This is a genomic window from Nitrosococcus halophilus Nc 4, from assembly GCF_000024725.1.
In the GTDB taxonomy this organism is placed as follows: Bacteria; Pseudomonadota; Gammaproteobacteria; order Nitrosococcales; family Nitrosococcaceae; genus Nitrosococcus; species Nitrosococcus halophilus.
On the sequence record NC_013960.1, the window covers coordinates 317566 to 332843 of the forward strand.

Annotated in this window: 19 protein-coding genes; 2 read left to right on the top strand and 17 right to left on the bottom strand. The window is 52.7% G+C overall.

Annotation, left to right across the window (positions count from 1 at the left end; all coding sequences use genetic code 11):
* Positions 1 to 348: 348 nt before the first annotated feature.
* The 5 genes from NHAL_RS01560 to NHAL_RS01580 all read right to left on the bottom strand — a co-directional run bounded on the left by NHAL_RS01560 (position 349) and on the right by NHAL_RS01580 (position 2822).
* Entirely contained in the window at positions 349 to 636 is a 288-nt protein-coding gene (locus NHAL_RS01560; RefSeq protein WP_013031410.1) for a type II toxin-antitoxin system RelE/ParE family toxin, read from the bottom strand.
* Positions 633 to 878 (bottom strand): CopG family ribbon-helix-helix protein, encoded by a 246-nt coding sequence (locus tag NHAL_RS01565; RefSeq protein WP_203434349.1) that lies wholly within the window; start codon positions 876 to 878, stop codon positions 633 to 635. Before NHAL_RS01565 ends, NHAL_RS01560 begins: the two co-directional genes overlap by 4 nt.
* A 186-nt stretch (positions 879 to 1064) precedes the next feature.
* Complete coding sequence (locus NHAL_RS01570; RefSeq protein WP_013031412.1) at positions 1065 to 1385, bottom strand: type II toxin-antitoxin system PemK/MazF family toxin; 321 nt, start codon at positions 1383 to 1385, stop codon at positions 1065 to 1067.
* The gene (locus NHAL_RS01575) at positions 1372 to 1605 is read right to left on the bottom strand and encodes a hypothetical protein (RefSeq protein ID WP_013031413.1); all 234 of its coding nucleotides are present in this window, start codon (positions 1603 to 1605) and stop codon (positions 1372 to 1374) included. The genes NHAL_RS01570 and NHAL_RS01575 overlap by 14 nt, the downstream gene beginning before the upstream one ends.
* Before the next feature lie 62 nt (positions 1606 to 1667).
* Positions 1668 to 2822, bottom strand: a complete 1155-nt coding sequence (locus NHAL_RS01580; RefSeq protein WP_013031414.1) for an MFS transporter — start codon at positions 2820 to 2822, stop codon at positions 1668 to 1670.
* Positions 2823 to 3140: 318 nt separating this feature from the next.
* Here NHAL_RS01580 and mdh point away from each other — a divergent pair, with 318 nt between their 5' ends.
* Positions 3141 to 4076, top strand: a complete 936-nt coding sequence (gene mdh / locus NHAL_RS01585; protein ID WP_013031416.1) for a malate dehydrogenase — start codon at positions 3141 to 3143, stop codon at positions 4074 to 4076.
* A 226-nt stretch (positions 4077 to 4302) separates the two neighbouring features.
* A complete protein-coding gene (locus tag NHAL_RS01590) occupies positions 4303 to 5094 on the top strand; it encodes a GNAT family N-acetyltransferase (protein ID WP_013031417.1) in 792 nt (263 codons plus the stop codon).
* A 296-nt stretch (positions 5095 to 5390) separates the two neighbouring features.
* Here the strand turns inward: NHAL_RS01590 and mgtE are convergent, their stop codons facing one another.
* The 12 genes from mgtE to lptC all read right to left on the bottom strand — a co-directional run bounded on the left by mgtE (position 5391) and on the right by lptC (position 15255).
* Positions 5391 to 6749, bottom strand: a complete 1359-nt coding sequence (gene mgtE, locus NHAL_RS01595; RefSeq protein ID WP_013031418.1) for a magnesium transporter — start codon at positions 6747 to 6749, stop codon at positions 5391 to 5393.
* A gap of 145 nt (positions 6750 to 6894) precedes the next feature.
* Positions 6895 to 8643 (bottom strand): phosphoenolpyruvate--protein phosphotransferase, encoded by a 1749-nt coding sequence (gene ptsP / locus NHAL_RS01600; RefSeq protein ID WP_013031419.1) that lies wholly within the window; start codon positions 8641 to 8643, stop codon positions 6895 to 6897.
* Positions 8644 to 8707: 64 nt separating this feature from the next.
* The gene (locus NHAL_RS01605; RefSeq protein ID WP_013031420.1) at positions 8708 to 8977 is read right to left on the bottom strand and encodes an HPr family phosphocarrier protein; all 270 of its coding nucleotides are present in this window, start codon (positions 8975 to 8977) and stop codon (positions 8708 to 8710) included.
* On the bottom strand, positions 8964 to 9380 hold the full coding sequence (locus NHAL_RS01610; RefSeq protein WP_013031421.1) for a PTS sugar transporter subunit IIA: 417 nt from the start codon (positions 9378 to 9380) through the stop codon (positions 8964 to 8966). The genes NHAL_RS01605 and NHAL_RS01610 overlap by 14 nt, the downstream gene beginning before the upstream one ends.
* Positions 9377 to 10225, bottom strand: a complete 849-nt coding sequence (rapZ, locus tag NHAL_RS01615) for an RNase adapter RapZ (RefSeq protein ID WP_013031422.1) — start codon at positions 10223 to 10225, stop codon at positions 9377 to 9379. Before rapZ ends, NHAL_RS01610 begins: the two co-directional genes overlap by 4 nt.
* A 47-nt stretch (positions 10226 to 10272) precedes the next feature.
* Positions 10273 to 10821 (bottom strand): HPr kinase/phosphorylase-related protein, encoded by a 549-nt coding sequence (locus tag NHAL_RS01620; RefSeq protein WP_013031423.1) that lies wholly within the window; start codon positions 10819 to 10821, stop codon positions 10273 to 10275.
* Between the two features lie 15 nt (positions 10822 to 10836).
* The gene (ptsN, locus tag NHAL_RS01625; RefSeq protein ID WP_013031424.1) at positions 10837 to 11319 is read right to left on the bottom strand and encodes a PTS IIA-like nitrogen regulatory protein PtsN; all 483 of its coding nucleotides are present in this window, start codon (positions 11317 to 11319) and stop codon (positions 10837 to 10839) included.
* Positions 11320 to 11332: 13 nt separating this feature from the next.
* The gene (gene hpf / locus NHAL_RS01630) at positions 11333 to 11659 is read right to left on the bottom strand and encodes a ribosome hibernation-promoting factor, HPF/YfiA family (protein WP_013031425.1); all 327 of its coding nucleotides are present in this window, start codon (positions 11657 to 11659) and stop codon (positions 11333 to 11335) included.
* A gap of 26 nt (positions 11660 to 11685) precedes the next feature.
* Positions 11686 to 13134 (bottom strand): RNA polymerase factor sigma-54, encoded by a 1449-nt coding sequence (locus tag NHAL_RS01635; RefSeq protein ID WP_013031426.1) that lies wholly within the window; start codon positions 13132 to 13134, stop codon positions 11686 to 11688.
* Positions 13135 to 13201: 67 nt separating this feature from the next.
* The gene (lptB, locus tag NHAL_RS01640; RefSeq protein ID WP_013031427.1) at positions 13202 to 13927 is read right to left on the bottom strand and encodes an LPS export ABC transporter ATP-binding protein; all 726 of its coding nucleotides are present in this window, start codon (positions 13925 to 13927) and stop codon (positions 13202 to 13204) included.
* 13 nt (positions 13928 to 13940) lie between these two features.
* Entirely contained in the window at positions 13941 to 14768 is an 828-nt protein-coding gene (lptA, locus tag NHAL_RS01645; RefSeq protein WP_013031428.1) for a lipopolysaccharide transport periplasmic protein LptA, read from the bottom strand.
* On the bottom strand, positions 14746 to 15255 hold the full coding sequence (lptC, locus tag NHAL_RS01650) for an LPS export ABC transporter periplasmic protein LptC (RefSeq protein ID WP_238985413.1): 510 nt from the start codon (positions 15253 to 15255) through the stop codon (positions 14746 to 14748). Before lptC ends, lptA begins: the two co-directional genes overlap by 23 nt.
* Positions 15256 to 15278: the final 23 nt, after the last annotated feature.

A 15278-nucleotide genomic window follows, 5' to 3' on the forward strand; every position in this document is an offset into this window, starting at 1 on the left:
GTGTTTTTTGTTGTGAGTTACAATTAGGGCAGAGGAACCGAAGATTGTGGGGCTTGTCATCTCCATTTACACCATTTGTTTGGAAATCATTCATTGGAATGTCAAACGGCAGGCTGACTTTCAGTAACTTCGTCTCCTCGCTAGCAAACTTTAAATTGTCCTAATGGATATTCTGGCTGAGTGACTGGATGAAAAGCTGCGTCGGTGGAGCACCGAAATTGCTGAACAGGTAGTGGACGGTCAATGGTAGGATAGGGGCCAGCCTCTTCGTGCGCACAGCGCACGCTTTTTCGAGGAGTAAGGGATACCGGGGTGAAATAATGCCTAGATGCTCTGGACAGAGATGACCTACTCGAAGGCTTCTGGCCATTTCCGGGCACCATGGATCACGGCTAGAATGTCAACATTGCCTTCCCTGATCCGGTACGCTACCACATAAGGCGTCCCTGATACCACCAGTTCCCGCGTACCCTCCACTCTGCCCGGCCTGCCAGAATAAGGATGCTCAGATAGTCTGCCAGTCTGCTCACGGATGAGGCTGGCAACACGAAAAGCGGCGTGAGGATTATCCTGTGCAATATGGTACTGCAAGTGCTTCAGATCGGTACTGGCTGGCCGGGTCCATTTGACCCTCATCTCTCCGGGGTTCCTTCTTCCGGACGGTAGCGGTTGAAAATTGCTTCCATCTCTTCGTCAGTAGCAAACGCGCCCTGCTCGGCGGCGTCCAGTCCGGCCCGGATGTGCTCCACCTGCCAAGCGTGGGTGTCCAGAAACTCCTCGATGGCTTGATTGACAACATAGTTCCGGGAACGGTCAAGCTGCTGCGCAATGGCGTCAAGCTGTTTCTGCTTCTCAGGGTCTATACGGACAGTAAACACACCTTCCTTCATTTTCAATGCTCCTGTGGTTCGTATGTATTCTCTTGTAATCATAGATGCCTTGGAACAGGTTGAGATATTTTTGTCTTTGGGTTTTGATACCAACCATGTTTTCTACCATGGCGAATAAAGAGCAACTCATTTCTTCAAGCTTTTTCAGCAGATCCCATCTTTTCACGATTTTTTTTAAAGTACTAGAACTTGTCTTAATCCCTCATTGATGGCCTTCATGTCTTCTTTTGATAAGCGGCCTGCGGACTTTAGCAGTCGAGTCTTATCTATGGCGCGAATTTGGTCGCAGACTGCTACAATTTGGCGGTTTAGGCACTGTATGGGGATGGTGAGTGGGGGGTTGGGCTTGGCGGAGGTGGAAAGGGGTACGACTATGACTGTGCGCCGAGCTTTATTAATGGGGGTGGCGCCTACTAGCACACAAGGACGTTGCTTGCGGATCTCTGATCCCTGGGTAGGGTCAAGATTAACCCAATAGACCTCACCACGATTCATTTTCTATTCCATCGCCCTGGGTGGCTTCCCAGTCCTTCATTTCTTCTTTTAGGGTCTCATCTGCTTCGACTTTCAAGGCGCACTCATAAAGGGCTTGTTCCCGCTTTTGAATTTCCTGCTCCAGCAAGCAAGCGATGACCTTGCTTCGCTGTTTAGAAGGGATGCTAGCTCTCATTCGAGTGACTAAATCATCAGGTAGGGAAAATAAAACTTTTTGCATCGGCATGTTTCCTCTCTTGCTTAATATATCTTATATATTATATACAAATACAATAAGTTTGATTATTTTGATGGGCGGTCGATGGTGGGATAGGCCAGACAAAAGGCGGTGATTCCGATCAGGGCGGCGGCCAGATAGGCGCCTTTAGGCTCCAGGGTCCAGAGATGGCCGCTGTAGAAGCTGCCAAAGGCCCCTCCCGCGCCAAAGCCGAGGCTGCTGTAAAGGGCTTGACCTCGGCCTTGGTGAGGACCGGTAAAGTGGCGATGGACCCAATCGATGGCGGCGGCGTGAAAAGCGCCGAAAGTGGCCGCATGCAGAAGCTGCGCAAAGACCATCAAGGGTAACAGGGAAGGGTAGAGTCCCAGCAGTAACCAGCGGAGGCTGGCCAGCAGCAAGCTTCCTAGCAGCATCCAGCGGGCTCCCAGGGCGGGCAGCAAGCGGTGCATGCCAAGAAACAATCCCACCTCGGCAATGACTCCGATGGCCCATAAGCTGCCGATGAGGCCGCGGCTGTAACCGTATCCCTCCATATAAATGGTGTAAAAAGTGTAATAGGGGCCATGGCTGGCTTGCATCAGGAAAGCCGCCACGAAAAAGGTCAACACTTCTGGTTTTTGCAAGACGCGCCACAGTGGCCCGTGGTGGGGGGGGTGGTGAGGGGTATTGCTTTCTGGCACCGTGAGGCTCATCACCCAAATGCCGGCCATCAGGGTCAGGATGACGGCGGGCAAAAGATCCATGCCGGCGTGGTCCAAGAGGGAGCCGAGGAGGGCCGCAGTGAGAATGAAACCGATGGAACCCCAAAGGCGGACTCGGCTGTAATGATGGGTTTTCTTTCCTAGGTGGGTTAAGGTAGTCACTTCAACCTGGGCTAAGGTCCCGTTCCAAAAGAAGCTAAAGGTCACCATCACCCCTGCTAGGGCCCAATAGCTGTGATTTAAGTACACGGCGCTAAAGGCCAGGACGGCCAGTAAGGAAGCGATACGGACGATGATCATGCGCTTGCCGCTATGGTCGGCGATATAGGCCCAAACGTTAGGGGCCAAAATTCGAGTGGCCATCAGCAAGGCCATCAATTCCCCGATTTTCTGGGGGGTAAATCCCAGGGACTGAAGGTAGAGACTCCAGTAGGGGAGCAGTGCGCCTAAAGTCGCAAAGTAGAACAGGTAAAAGCCGGAGAGACGCCAGTAGGGTGGAGCCGGGGTTTCTGTTGACATCTTTTACCTAGAGGTCCCGTGATCGGTGGGTGGGATGGATTGAAGCTTGAATAAGTCTCTTCGTGCGCCTAGCGCACGCGACTTGTCGGCTCGTCAGGGCGGTTGAGCAGCGTGCAACCGACCGCATTCTTCTCACAGTTTTTGCCGAGATACTTGTCATAGAATTGAAGGGTTGGCAGATCGGCACCTTTATTATTAAAGAGGGGATATTGTATCAATACAAATCCCTTGGGGTAGGTCAAGATTTGACCGGACGGGGCATTCTTCAGCAACTACACTGTTATCTAATTTGCAACAGCCAAAATGGAGGATTGGATCATGGCGATAAGAAAAATCACCATTGTGGGCGCAGGCCGGGTAGGTGAGGCAACGGCTCAGTTTCTGGCCAAAAACGAGCTTTGCCGGGAACTGGTGCTCCTGGATGTCCAGGAAGGGGTTGCCCAGGGGGGGGCGCTGGATATTCAGCAGTCGGCGCCCTTGTTTAATTTTGATACCCGGGTAACGGGTTCCACTGACTATGAGCTCATCGCGGACTCGGATTTGGTCGTCATTACCGCGGGTAAGCCCAGAAAACCTGGAATGTCCCGTTCCGATGTCCTGGATTCTAATCTCCCTATCATTACCGACATCATGAATCAGGTGATGCGTTTTGCCCCCCAATCCTTGGTGATGATGGTGACCAATCCGGTGGATGTGTTGACCTATCATGCCTGGCGTCACTGTGGTTGGAATCGGACCCGGGTTTTCGGGCAAGCGGGGGTGTTGGACTCAGCCCGAATGGCAAGCTTTATCTCCGCAGAGACTAATTTGTCGGTCAAGGATATCTCGGCGATGGTGCTTGGGGGACATGGGGATACCATGTTGCCGCTTATTCGCTACACGACTATCAATGGGATACCCCTGACCCATTTTCTCGACCAGCAAACCATTGAAAAAATCATCGAGCGCACTCGGCATGGGGGATTTGAAATTCTCCGCCTTCGGCAAACCAGCAGTGCCTATGACGCGCCTGCGGCCTCCATTGCGGCGATGGTGGATGCGATTCGCCATAACCGTAAGCGTATCCTGCCCTGTGTGGCGATCCTGCAAGGAGAGTACGGTGAAGATGAAGTGGCGATGGGGGTTCCCAGCGTCTTGGGGGAGGATGGCCTAGAGCGTATTGTGGAATTGTCCCTGACTGAAGAGGAACAGGCCCAATTTAAGCGGTCGGTAGAGGCCATTCGGGCCGATCTTGCCCATATTACTAAAGCTTGAACCTCTTCGTGGGCACAGTGCACCCCACTGATCGGTGGGGAGGGGGGCTTGAGCCACTCAAAATTTTTGCCGAGATGCTTAGGGTTGATTTCAATGGAAGAGCTATAGAGGAAGTGGAAGCAGGGAAGCAGTGGGACTGTCAAATAAATTTCATTAAATTGTTACGGCGCTGTCATGGGCGTGAGGCATGCTGCAATCCATTGGCTTCTGTTGAGAAGGTGAAACCATGGAACTTGCCCATAGCCCAAGGGAGGTCTTCACTCGCACTCGGACTTCCCGCCTAAGTTTATCTTTGGCAAAAAATCGTTGTGAAGTTCGAGAAGCACAGCGGTTACGCTATCGGATCTTTGCGAAAGAGATGGGGGCGCGCCTTGATAGCCCAGAATTTGGTTTGGATCGAGACTACTTCGATGATTTTTGCCAGCATTTGCTTGTCCGTGATACCGGCACTGGCGAAGTGGTGGGTTGTTATCGGATTTTGACCGACTGGCAGGCCGTCAACGCCGGCGGGTTTTATTCTGAAACGGAGTTCGAACTAGAGCAGATATTGGCTCTGCCAGGGCGCTTTATGGAGGTGGGCCGGACCTGCATCCATCCCGATTACCGGAATGGAGCTACGATTATGTTGTTATGGTCGGGACTAGCCCGTTTTATGACCATGAATGGTGTTGATCACCTCATAGGTTGTGCCAGTATTCCTATGTCCGCGGGGGGCGCCGAGGCGTTGTCCGTCTTTGACCAGTTGCGGGAAAAGTATCTCAGCCCCCCCCACCTGCGGGTCGTGCCTCGGTTGCCCTTGCCTCGCACGGATACCGCCTCCCGGCCAGGAGCCGTGGTGCCTACCTTGCTTAAGGGCTATTTGCGGCTAGGGGCGGAAATTTGTGGAGAACCTTGCCTGGATCGGGCATTTAATGTGGCTGATGTTTTTGTGCTGTTGCGCAGCGCCAATATCAATCGCCGTTACTTACGGCATTTCACGAACCCCTCTCCTGGCAGGGACAGAGTCGGGATACTTTAGCCCGGGAAACCCGGCATCAAATTGCAGCCACTTTAGGTCTGGAAGAGGCCAAGGAGCTCAAGATTCGCTGGGTCGGATAAGACTATCTAGAGGAAAGCCGGTAAACATCAGTTCTGTTTTAGGGGAATTCAAGTCCGAGCTATTGTTGCCGATAGCTGTGATGACAAAGCGTTTTCATCACTGTCACTCTACCTAAATTTTATAGCGGTTCCCATTTAACAGGCTATAAATTAAGTTTTTCCCGCTCCTTCGGGAGCGGGCTTTTCTTTCAAAGCCTCTCCATCCGGCGAGAGGAATCAAATCAAGTAAAGGGTCGCAAACCCTAGGAAGGCCATAAAGCCCACGACATCGGTGATGGTGGTGAGGAGAACACCGCCGGCTAGAGCTGGATCAGCGCCTATCCGTCGTAGGAAGAGGGGAACGACGACCCCCGAAAGGGCGGCGAAAATCAAATTGATGATGATAGCGGCCCCAATCAGAATACCCAGTTCAGCCCCTTTAAACCAGGTCGCAGCGACTATTCCGATCACCAGTGCCCAGAGGAGACCGTTAAGGACGCCTAAGGTTAGCTCCTTGCTCAATAGCCAGCGGGTGTTGCTTTGGCTGAGCTGGCCTAGGGCCATGGCCCGGATTACCAAGGTGAGTGTTTGACTGCCGGCAATTCCCCCCATGCTGGCGACGATGGGCATTAAGACCGCCAGGGCGACTTGCTTTTGGATGGTCGCCTCAAATAGCCCAATGACCCAGGCGGCGAGGAAGGCGGTAATAAGATTGATCCCCAACCACAGGGAACGGCGCCGTAAGCTGAGAAGAACAGGGGCAAAAGTATCCTCATCCTCGGTTAGGCCCGCCATACTCATTAAAGAGTGATCCGCTTCGTCCCGAATCACGTCGACCACATCATCGATAGTGATTCGGCCAAGCAGTTTTCCCTCCTCATCCACCACAGGAGCGGAGATCAAGTCCCGTTTTTCAAAGCGCTGGGCGACCTGGGCGGTAGGTAAGGAGACCGGAATGTTTTCCACCCCGTGGGACATGACTTCGGCGACGGTCAGTTCCCGTTTTCGGGTGAGTAAGGTGGTCAGCAACAATACCCCTTGGTAATTATCGTCTCGGTCCACCACGAACAAGCTGTCCGTGGCCTCTGGCAGTGCTCCTAAAAGGCGCAGGTAGCGGTGAACCACGTCCAGGGTGATGTCACCCCGGATGGTGATGGTATCGGTATTCATAAGCCCCCCCGCTGTGTCCTCCGGATAGGAGAGCACCGTTTCCAGGCGGCGCCTATTCTGAGCATCCATGGTCTGTAGGACTTGCTCGACCACCGTCTCCGGCAGATCCCGGAGGATGTCGGCTAAATCATCGGGGTCCAGGTCTTCCATGAGGGAGGCCAAATCTTCTACCGCAATGTCGCTCATGAGATCGGAGCGCACTTCATCGCCCACATAGCTCAATACTTCGCCTCGATGGCCGGCGCCCACCAGCTGCCAGGCTAGATGTCGGGTTGGGGGAGGTAATGACTCCAGTAAATGGGCAACTTCAGCGGGATGTAGGCTGCTGAGTAGTCGCCGTAGGCGCACCATCCGGCCGCTTTCAAGTGCTGCTACCAGGGCGTTTAGGCGTTCATTATTCCTTTCCGGGGAGAGGGGTTGCAGCATGATGACTCCTCGCGTTGGACTGGCGGATAGGTTTGGAATAACTCCATTCTACAGGGGGGAGGGGGAACTGGATACTGCTGTGGCTTAAGGGGTGGGTTGAAAAAGCAGGTTAAGAAGCTTGAGGAGGGTTCGCCCCTGGAAGGGATTAGTTGGGCAGATCTTCGTTGATTTGGTCTAATAGGGCTTGCATCTCTGAGAGATCGTAGCATTCTAAGAACTGTTGGGAGACTTCCGTAAGCTTTTGTTGGTTACTTTCGGTGATCACCCGTTTGACTTCCAGCAAGGAGGCCGGATGCATACTAAAATCTCTCAGCCCCAGTGCCAACAGTAGCCGCGTATAGCGGGGATCCCCTGCCATTTCGCCGCACATGGAGATGGCTGTGCCCGTTTTTTCTCCGGCCACGATAGTGTGATGAATGAGCTGCAATACTGCTGGGTGTAAGGGATCGTAGAGGTAATTGACCTCGTCATCGATGCGGTCGATGGCCAGTGTATACTGGATAAGATCATTGGTGCCAATGGAAAGGAAGTCTAGGTGGCGCGCAAAAATATCGGCGCAGATGGCGGTGGCGGGAACCTCAATCATGGCCCCTACGGGCAATGCCGGGTCATATTTCAGTCCTTGGCGCTTAAGTTCCCGTTTGCAATCCTCTAACAACATCATCACTTGGGTCAGCTCTTGTAAGGTGCAGATCATCGGTAGCAGCAACCGTACGGGGGCCTGAGCCGAGGTTCGGAGAATGGCCCGCAGTTGGGGGCGGAATAGCCCAGGTTCCCGCAGACACAGGCGAATGGCGCGCAGGCCTAGGGCAGGATTAGTCGCCACCGGGGTATTGAGGCGGCCTCCATCCACGGTTTTGTCAGCCCCCAAATCCACGGTGCGAATGGTCACTGGCGCTCCCCCAAGGGCTTCTACTACCCGGGTGTAGGCACTTAACTGCTCTTCCTCATCGGGTGGGGTGGTGCGGTTCATATACAAAAACTCAGTGCGGTAGAGGCCGATTCCCTCGGCACCGGAATCGGCCACGAGGGGCAAATCTTCTGGCAATTCAATATTAGCCTCGAGGGTGATGGGTTGCCCCTCGAGGGTGATAGCAGGTTGGCTCCTGAGTGCCGTCAGCGCGGCAAGGCGGCGCTGCTGAGCGAGCCGCTTTTCCCGAAATTTTTCGATAAGAAAAGCATCGACCCCGGCGAGCAAGATTCCTTGTTCGCCATCGATGATTAGCAATTCGTCATCTTGGACATAGCGGCGAGCCCCACGGAGGCCGACGATAGCTGGAATCCCCAAGCTGCGGGCGAGGATACTGGTGTGGGAGTTAGCCCCACCATGCTCGGTGACAAAACCGCTAATTTGCTGCTGCTGCATTAAGACAATGTCGGCAGGGGTCAAGTCGTCGGCCAGCAAAATATAACCCTTAAGCCGCCCCCCGGAGACTTCATGGCGGGGGCTCTCTTGGTTAGTCAGGATCCGAAGAATGCGATTGACGACGTGGTCCACATCATTTTTGCGGGTGCGAAGATAAGGATCGTCCATCTCATCGAAAACGCTTGCCAGGGCGTCACGCTGTAGTTTGAGTGCCCATTCGGCATTACAGTGCCGATTCTGGATGAGATCTATGGGCACAATAGCCAACGCCTTGTCTTCGAGCATTAACAGGTGAGTGTTGATAAAAGAAGCGATATCGGTGGGGATATTGTCCGGAATTTGCTCCTGAATAGACTGGAGTTGCGCCTTGGCAGTGCTGAGCGCTGCTTGGTACCGTTGAACCTCGTTTTCGATAAGGTTCAGGGGCAGGAAATATTCGTTGACCTCGGGCTGATCGCGGGAAAGTATATGAACTTTACCGATAGCGATGCCTCGCGAGACGCCGATCCCGTGCAGTTCAAGGGTCATGCCAAGGCCCTAAGGAAATTTTTCTTGGCTAGGTCCCCATCTACTAGGGTGATTTGCCTTACTCTCATTCGTGTTCTCCAAAGCGCTCATTCACCAGCGTTTTCAGTTGCTGTAGAGCTTCTTCCTCATCGGGGCCCGAGGCCATAATACAGAGGCGGGTTCCCTGGGACGCCGCCAGCATCATCACGCCCATGATGCTTTTTCCATTGACCTCTTTTGTCCCCCGCTGAATGCGTATCTCGCTTTTAAAGCGAGAAGCTAGAGTGACGAATTTGGCTGCAGCCCGGGCATGTAGCCCCAGCTTATTAATAATAGTCACCTCATTCTGTGTCATCCTGTTTCCTCATGGTGGTAAAGCAGGCACAAACCCCTTCGCGCCCGCCGCTTATCGCTTTTTCTGTGAGTTCGGTGAGGCTCAAGCGTGGGTAATTCAGCACTCGTATCAGCATGGGCAGGTTAAGGCCTGTGACGATCTGCGCATGTTGGGCGTCCGCTGCGTAACAGGCGATGTTACTGGGGGTGGAACCATACATATCAGTCAAGACTAAAACCCCGTGGCCGGTGTCCAAACTATGGATTAGCTCTCGTGCTCGTTCCCGCAAAGCATCGGGGTGAGAGGCGCGGGTCACAGGGAGTATTTGGATCTGAAGAGGACAGCTGCCCAGCATGTCGTTGGTGGTATCCAACAAAGACGAGCCAATATTATCGTGAGTGATAATAAGCACGCCGACGGTCATGACAATTCCCGATGGCGGCAAAGTACTCGGCTATGGGCGGAATGGAAATGGGCTGTGAGCTGCTCTGTTAAATAAACTGAACGATGCTGTCCCCCTGTGCATCCGATGGCCACCGTCAGATAGCTGCGATTGGTCTCTTGAAACCGTTGCAGCCAGTGCTGTAAGAAGGTAATCAAGTCTTGCCGCATTTGGGCGACGGCCTCGTGGCGCTCAAGATAGGCAATCACTTCTTGGTCACGCCCGCTTAAGGGACGTAAATGGGGTTCCCAATAGGGGTTAGGAAGACAGCGGACGTCAAATACAAAGTCAGCGTCGAGGGGGACGCCATGTTTGTAGCCAAAGGATTGAAATAGCAGTGACATTCCCGTACGCGCACCATCGCCGACCCGTTCGCTGATTAAATCCCGTAGCTGGTGGACCGTGGTGCAGGTGGTATCAATCCTAAGATCGGCTTTTTCGGCAATGGCCTCTAATAACTCCCGCTCATGGCGGATGGCCTCGGCGAGAGGAATATTGTTGAGTGGGTGTTTGCGGCGGGTTTCACTAAAGCGTTTAAGAAGGGTGGCGTCACTGGCATCAAGAAAGATGATATGGCAGTGAGCCCCCACATTTTCAATGTCCTCTAGGATCTGGGGAAATTGTTGTAGTTCTTGGGGAAGGTTGCGGGCATCGATACCGACGGCGGCGCGGAGTTGCTGGGCATCATCCTGTTGCATCTTTTGGGCAAAGACGGGAAGAAGGTAGACAGGCAGATTATCAATGCAATAGAAACCCTGATCTTCTAAGGCATGAAGGGCAATACTTTTGCCTGATCCCGATACACCGCTGATGATTAGCAATTTCATGGGAGTCTCGCCAATTCTCTTTTGAATGAGTGCTTCTAAGGCACCCCTTATTTGTGCCTAGGAGGGGAAGGGTTGAGGAGCTTCTGTTGCCGCTGTTGCAGCTCAAGCAAGGCATCATAACCTTTGCTCCGTAGCTGATAGTCTTGGACGGCTGTTTCTATCATCGTGGCGGGTTGCAAATTACCCCCCAAGGGCAGGGTAAGTTCAGGCACTTTCACGTTTAGCTGCTCCCACTGACCAAGGCTGCGGGTGAGCGGTTCGATATGTTTGTTAGGGATAAGATGGATGACGAGATCAATGGGGTGTTGCGCGGCGATGGCCTGACTGCCATAAATCGCGCGAATATCGACAACGCCCAAACCTGGCACGGTTAGAAAATCCTGCAATACAGAGGGGCAACTACCCATCAATTGGGTGGCTGATGCCCGCTGGAAAAGGGGGGCATCGTCCGCAATTAAACGGTGTCCCCGCCGGATTAATTCTAGGGCGAGGCTACTTTTGCCAACGCCGCTTTCCCCCCTCAAGAGCACCCCGGAGTCGAAAATCACCAGCAGCACGCCATGACCTGTGACATTGTCTTCATTGGGGCTGCTCATGCCTTACACTCCCGCTTAGTCGACAATACCGGTAGGCGCAGAGGTTTGTTCCCATTCCTTTAGGACTTCCAGCAGGTTATGGGGGTCCTTGGCTTGCCGTAGGCGCGTACATAGCTCCGGATCACGGAACATTTCCGCAAGCTGAGCAAGGAGTTGCACGTGGATTTGCGCTGATTCTTCCGGAACCAGCAAGGCGCAGAATAGATCGACTGGCTGTTGATCGAGGGCATCAAAATCGATTCCCTGGTCCAGGCGGACGAATGCCGCGAGGGTGTGTTGGTTGCCAGCCATGCGGGCATGGGGGATGGCGATCCCATCCCCAAGACCGGTGCTGCCAAGACGTTCCCTGGCAAGTAGGCAATCGAAAACATCCGTCGAGTCCAGGTCATCCGTGCCCCGGGCAAGCAACTCGCTGAGCCGCTCTAGCACCCGTTTTTTGCTGCCTGCAACGGCACCCACAGCGATTTGTTCTGGGATGAGGAGCTCGGTAATCTGCATGGCTTTGGTTAATCTATCCTTGCTGCTGCTTTTTCATTACCCCCTCACTACGGCGGTGGTCGGTCAGTTTCTCCCGGTGCTTTTTAATCTGCCGATCTAATTTGTCCACTAGATCGTCAATGGCGGCATACATGTCCTCGTCTTCGGCGGAGGCAAATACATTGGCTTTGCTGACATGCAGTGTTGCTTCAGCTTTCTGCCTCTTTTTTTCAACACTAAGGACGACGTGAATATTAGTCAATTGATCAAAGTGGCGTTCTAGGCGCTCGCACTTATTTTCCACATAGCTCCGCAGGGCTTGAGTGATTTCAACGTGATGGCCAGTGAGATTCACTTGCATGGGTTGCTCCTTAATTATTTTGCGTTTTAGATCAATCTTTTTCGTTCATTGGAAGGGGGGATATTCAAGTTTTCCCGATACTTGGCGATGGTACGCCGTGCCACTTTAATTCCTTGTTCGGATAAGATTTGCGCGATTTTGCTATCGCTTAGGGGTTTGCGGGGCTCTTCCCCAGCAATCAGCTTCTTGATAAGGGCACGGATGGCAGTTGCGGAACACTCTCCGCCACTGTTGGTAGCCACATGGCTGGAAAAAAAGTATTTTAGCTCATAGATTCCTCGGGGGGTATGCATATATTTGTTGGTCGTGACCCGAGAGATGGTGGATTCATGCATGGAGACGGCTTCTGCAATATCGTGGAGCACTAAAGGGCGCATGGCTTCTTCGCCGTGTTCAAGAAATCCCTGCTGGCACTCCACAATGCAGCAAGCAACTTTGAGCAATGTTTCATTGCGGCTATGTAAACTTTTAAGGAACCAGCGAGCTTCTTGGAGCTGGTTTTTGAGATAGCTGTTGGTGAGGCTATCATCAGCCCGCCGGATTAGGCTGGCATACTGGGTATTGACCCGCAGACGTGGCGCGATATCAGGATTAAGTTCAACATGCCAACTGTTACTTTGCTTGGTGACATAGACATCAGGTACTACGTATTCGGTTTTACTGGGTTGTATTTGGGTCCCTGGCCGTGGGTTGAGGGATTGGATCAGGTGGATAGTTGCCCCTAATTCTTGTTCCGAGAGTTTCATTGCCCGCATCAATTGGGCATAGTCCCGTTTACCCAGTGTGGCGATATGTTGGGACAACAACAGCGTTGCTTCTTCTAGCCAGGGGGTGCCCGGGGGGTATTGTTTCAGCTGTAACAGCAGGCACTCGCCTAAGTCACGAGCCCCGGCACCAGGAGGGTCGAAATTTTGTATTTGATGCAACATGACTTCCACTTCCCCAGGCTCAACCTCAATGTCCTCTCCTAGGCTTTGCTGTATCTCCTCAAGGGTGCTGCACAAATAGCCTTCTTCATTAATCGAATCGATGATGGCGGTGGCAATGGCGAGATCTTTCTCGTTAGTCGCTACCAAACGGGCCTGCCAGAGCAAGTGTTCTTGTAAGGTTTCTTCCCGATTGCCTTGGTTTTCCAGATCGGGTAGGGATTCATCTCCAGAAGCAGCGGGCAGCGGTAAGCTGTCATAGATATCGTTCCAACTGCTATCTACCGGCAATTCGTCGGGGATTGCCTCGCCCAGTGAGGCATTTAATTCATTGCCCTCAGGGGTAATGGCTTCCCTTACTTCATCGGTATCTAAAGATTCCTGCCCCTCTTCGCTTTCACTTTGCTCAAGCAGTGGATTTGATTCTAGCGCCTGTTGGATTTCCGTTTGTAATTCCAAGGACGAGAGCTGCAACAGGCGAATGGCTTGTTGCAACTGGGGCGTCATCGTGAGTTGTTGCCCAAGGCGTAGTTGGAGAGAGGTTTTCATACCTGAGCTCTACTTGCTATTGGATTACTATTTATTATAGACAGCAATAAACATGCCATGATAGCTATTAAAGATGAAAATTGTACCCCAAATAAACTTCCTTTACTCGTTCATTGTTCAGAATTTCCTGAGGTTGACCTTTGGCGATGACTTCGCCTTCATTCACAATATAAGCATACTGACAGATTCCTAGGGTTTCCCGGACATTGTGGTCGGTAATTAAGACCCCGATCCCCCGTTCCGTCAGTTGCCGGATGATACCCTGGATGTCTAGCACCGAAATAGGGTCTACTCCGGCAAAAGGCTCGTCTAATAGTATAAATTGCGGTTCTACTGCCAGGGCGCGGGCAATTTCAACCCGTCGCCGTTCTCCGCCGGAGAGGCTCATCCCCAAGGTATTTTTCACATGGGTAATATTGAGTTCATGCAACAGCTCGTCCACTAGTTGTCGGCGAGCCGGTTTTGTCAGATCGCTCCGGGTTTCTGCAATGGCCATAATATTTTCGGCTACGGTCAGCTTCCGGAAAACCGAGGCCTCTTGGGGTAGATAGCTGATCCCTAAACGGGCCCGGCGGTGAATGGGGTAGCGGGTGATCTCGTGGTGATCTAGGGATATGAGGCCTTTGTCGATTGAAATTAAGCCCACTAGCATGTAGAAACAGGTTGTCTTACCGGCGCCATTGGGGCCGAGTAGGCCCACGACCTCGCCGCTTGAGAGTTCTAGAGAAACATCCCTGACCACCCAGCGGGATTGGTAGCATTTGGCAAGATGATAGGCTGATAGCCTGCTCATGGGGTAATAGGATTTATTCCCCGTGCCCATTTAGCAAGCGAATAAAGTCGGCATGGACCCAACCTTCTATTGATTCGCCTTCGGCAAGTGTGGAGATATGTAGCCATTCCGCTTGTCGTTCTAAGATGGTGATGGGCGTTCGGGGCGGGAGGAGGGCTGCTTTGCTGTAATCGGTGTCGGGACCGGTGCGTAAGTTTAGCCAAGTTGTGGTTCGCCCATGGGCTAATTCAGGATTGAGCGCCTGGTTATCACCTTCTTGATTTTCCGGGGGCTCTGGCTCTGCCGGGATGGGGGTTGAGCTTTCAGGAGTAGGTTCACTGCCGGGAGTATTACTGTTGTCAGGACGGATCGTAACGTGGACTCGGCCATCCCCCGTCTTGGAGCCTTCCCCCCTCACAATGTCATGTTCTGTTTCGTAGACGATACGATCACCGGTAAATTCATTGGCACCCTGCCAGACATGAGCCTTTTGTAAAAGATAAATGGTTGCCGTGTTGGCGTGATATTCCATCCGCAGCGCTTTAGCCCGGATATCTTCATCGCTATTGTCGGGTCGTTGCCGATACCAGGCGGGTTGGCCTTCGGCAATGGCTTTTTCCAGTTTTTTTCCCGGCGTGTAGTAGATAGTTAGAATATCGGAGTCGATGCGCAGGGTACCCTGGGTAAGATGAACGTTGCCACGATACACCGCGATCTGTTTGCGATCATCTAGCTCCCCTCGATCGGCCTCAATATGGATGGGTTGCTCCTGATCGCTGGATAAGGCCCAGGCAGTTTCGCCATTTAGACCCCCGAAAATAAGCCAAAGGGTGGCCAGTTTAAGGCCTAGGTGCCGGCTCATAGTCCCCTCTTACCTGCGATAATAGTTCTATACGCTCCTCTTTCAGATACACTTGAGCCCCGACGGCATGAGTTTTGCCCAAGTTATTTAGCAACGTGACAGGTTGATTAGTCTCGGCATATTCTGCCCTGGGTTCTACCCGTACATCCTGGGTTAAGATTTTCATCTTGTTGGTTTTGGCATCGGCTCCAAATTGGCGAATAACGACTTCTCCTAGCAGGTAAATCTCATCGCCTTGGCTATTGGTCAAGCCCCGTTCAGCCACCACTTCCCAGCGGGGGACGACTTGATGGTAAAAAACCGCATGTGGCGCCGTGACTTCCACGGTATCGGTAGCCGGGTAATGGACCATGTGAGTACCCTCCAAGCGGTAAAGTGGGAGACCCTCTTGGTCCATTAACGTCAAGGTAAACTCTTCCATGAAATAATCGGCAGTACGCCTGTTCGGATCTGTGGGGCTAGGGCGTTCGGGGTCTTCATTGAACAACTTCCACGCCGTCAAGGCAGCAA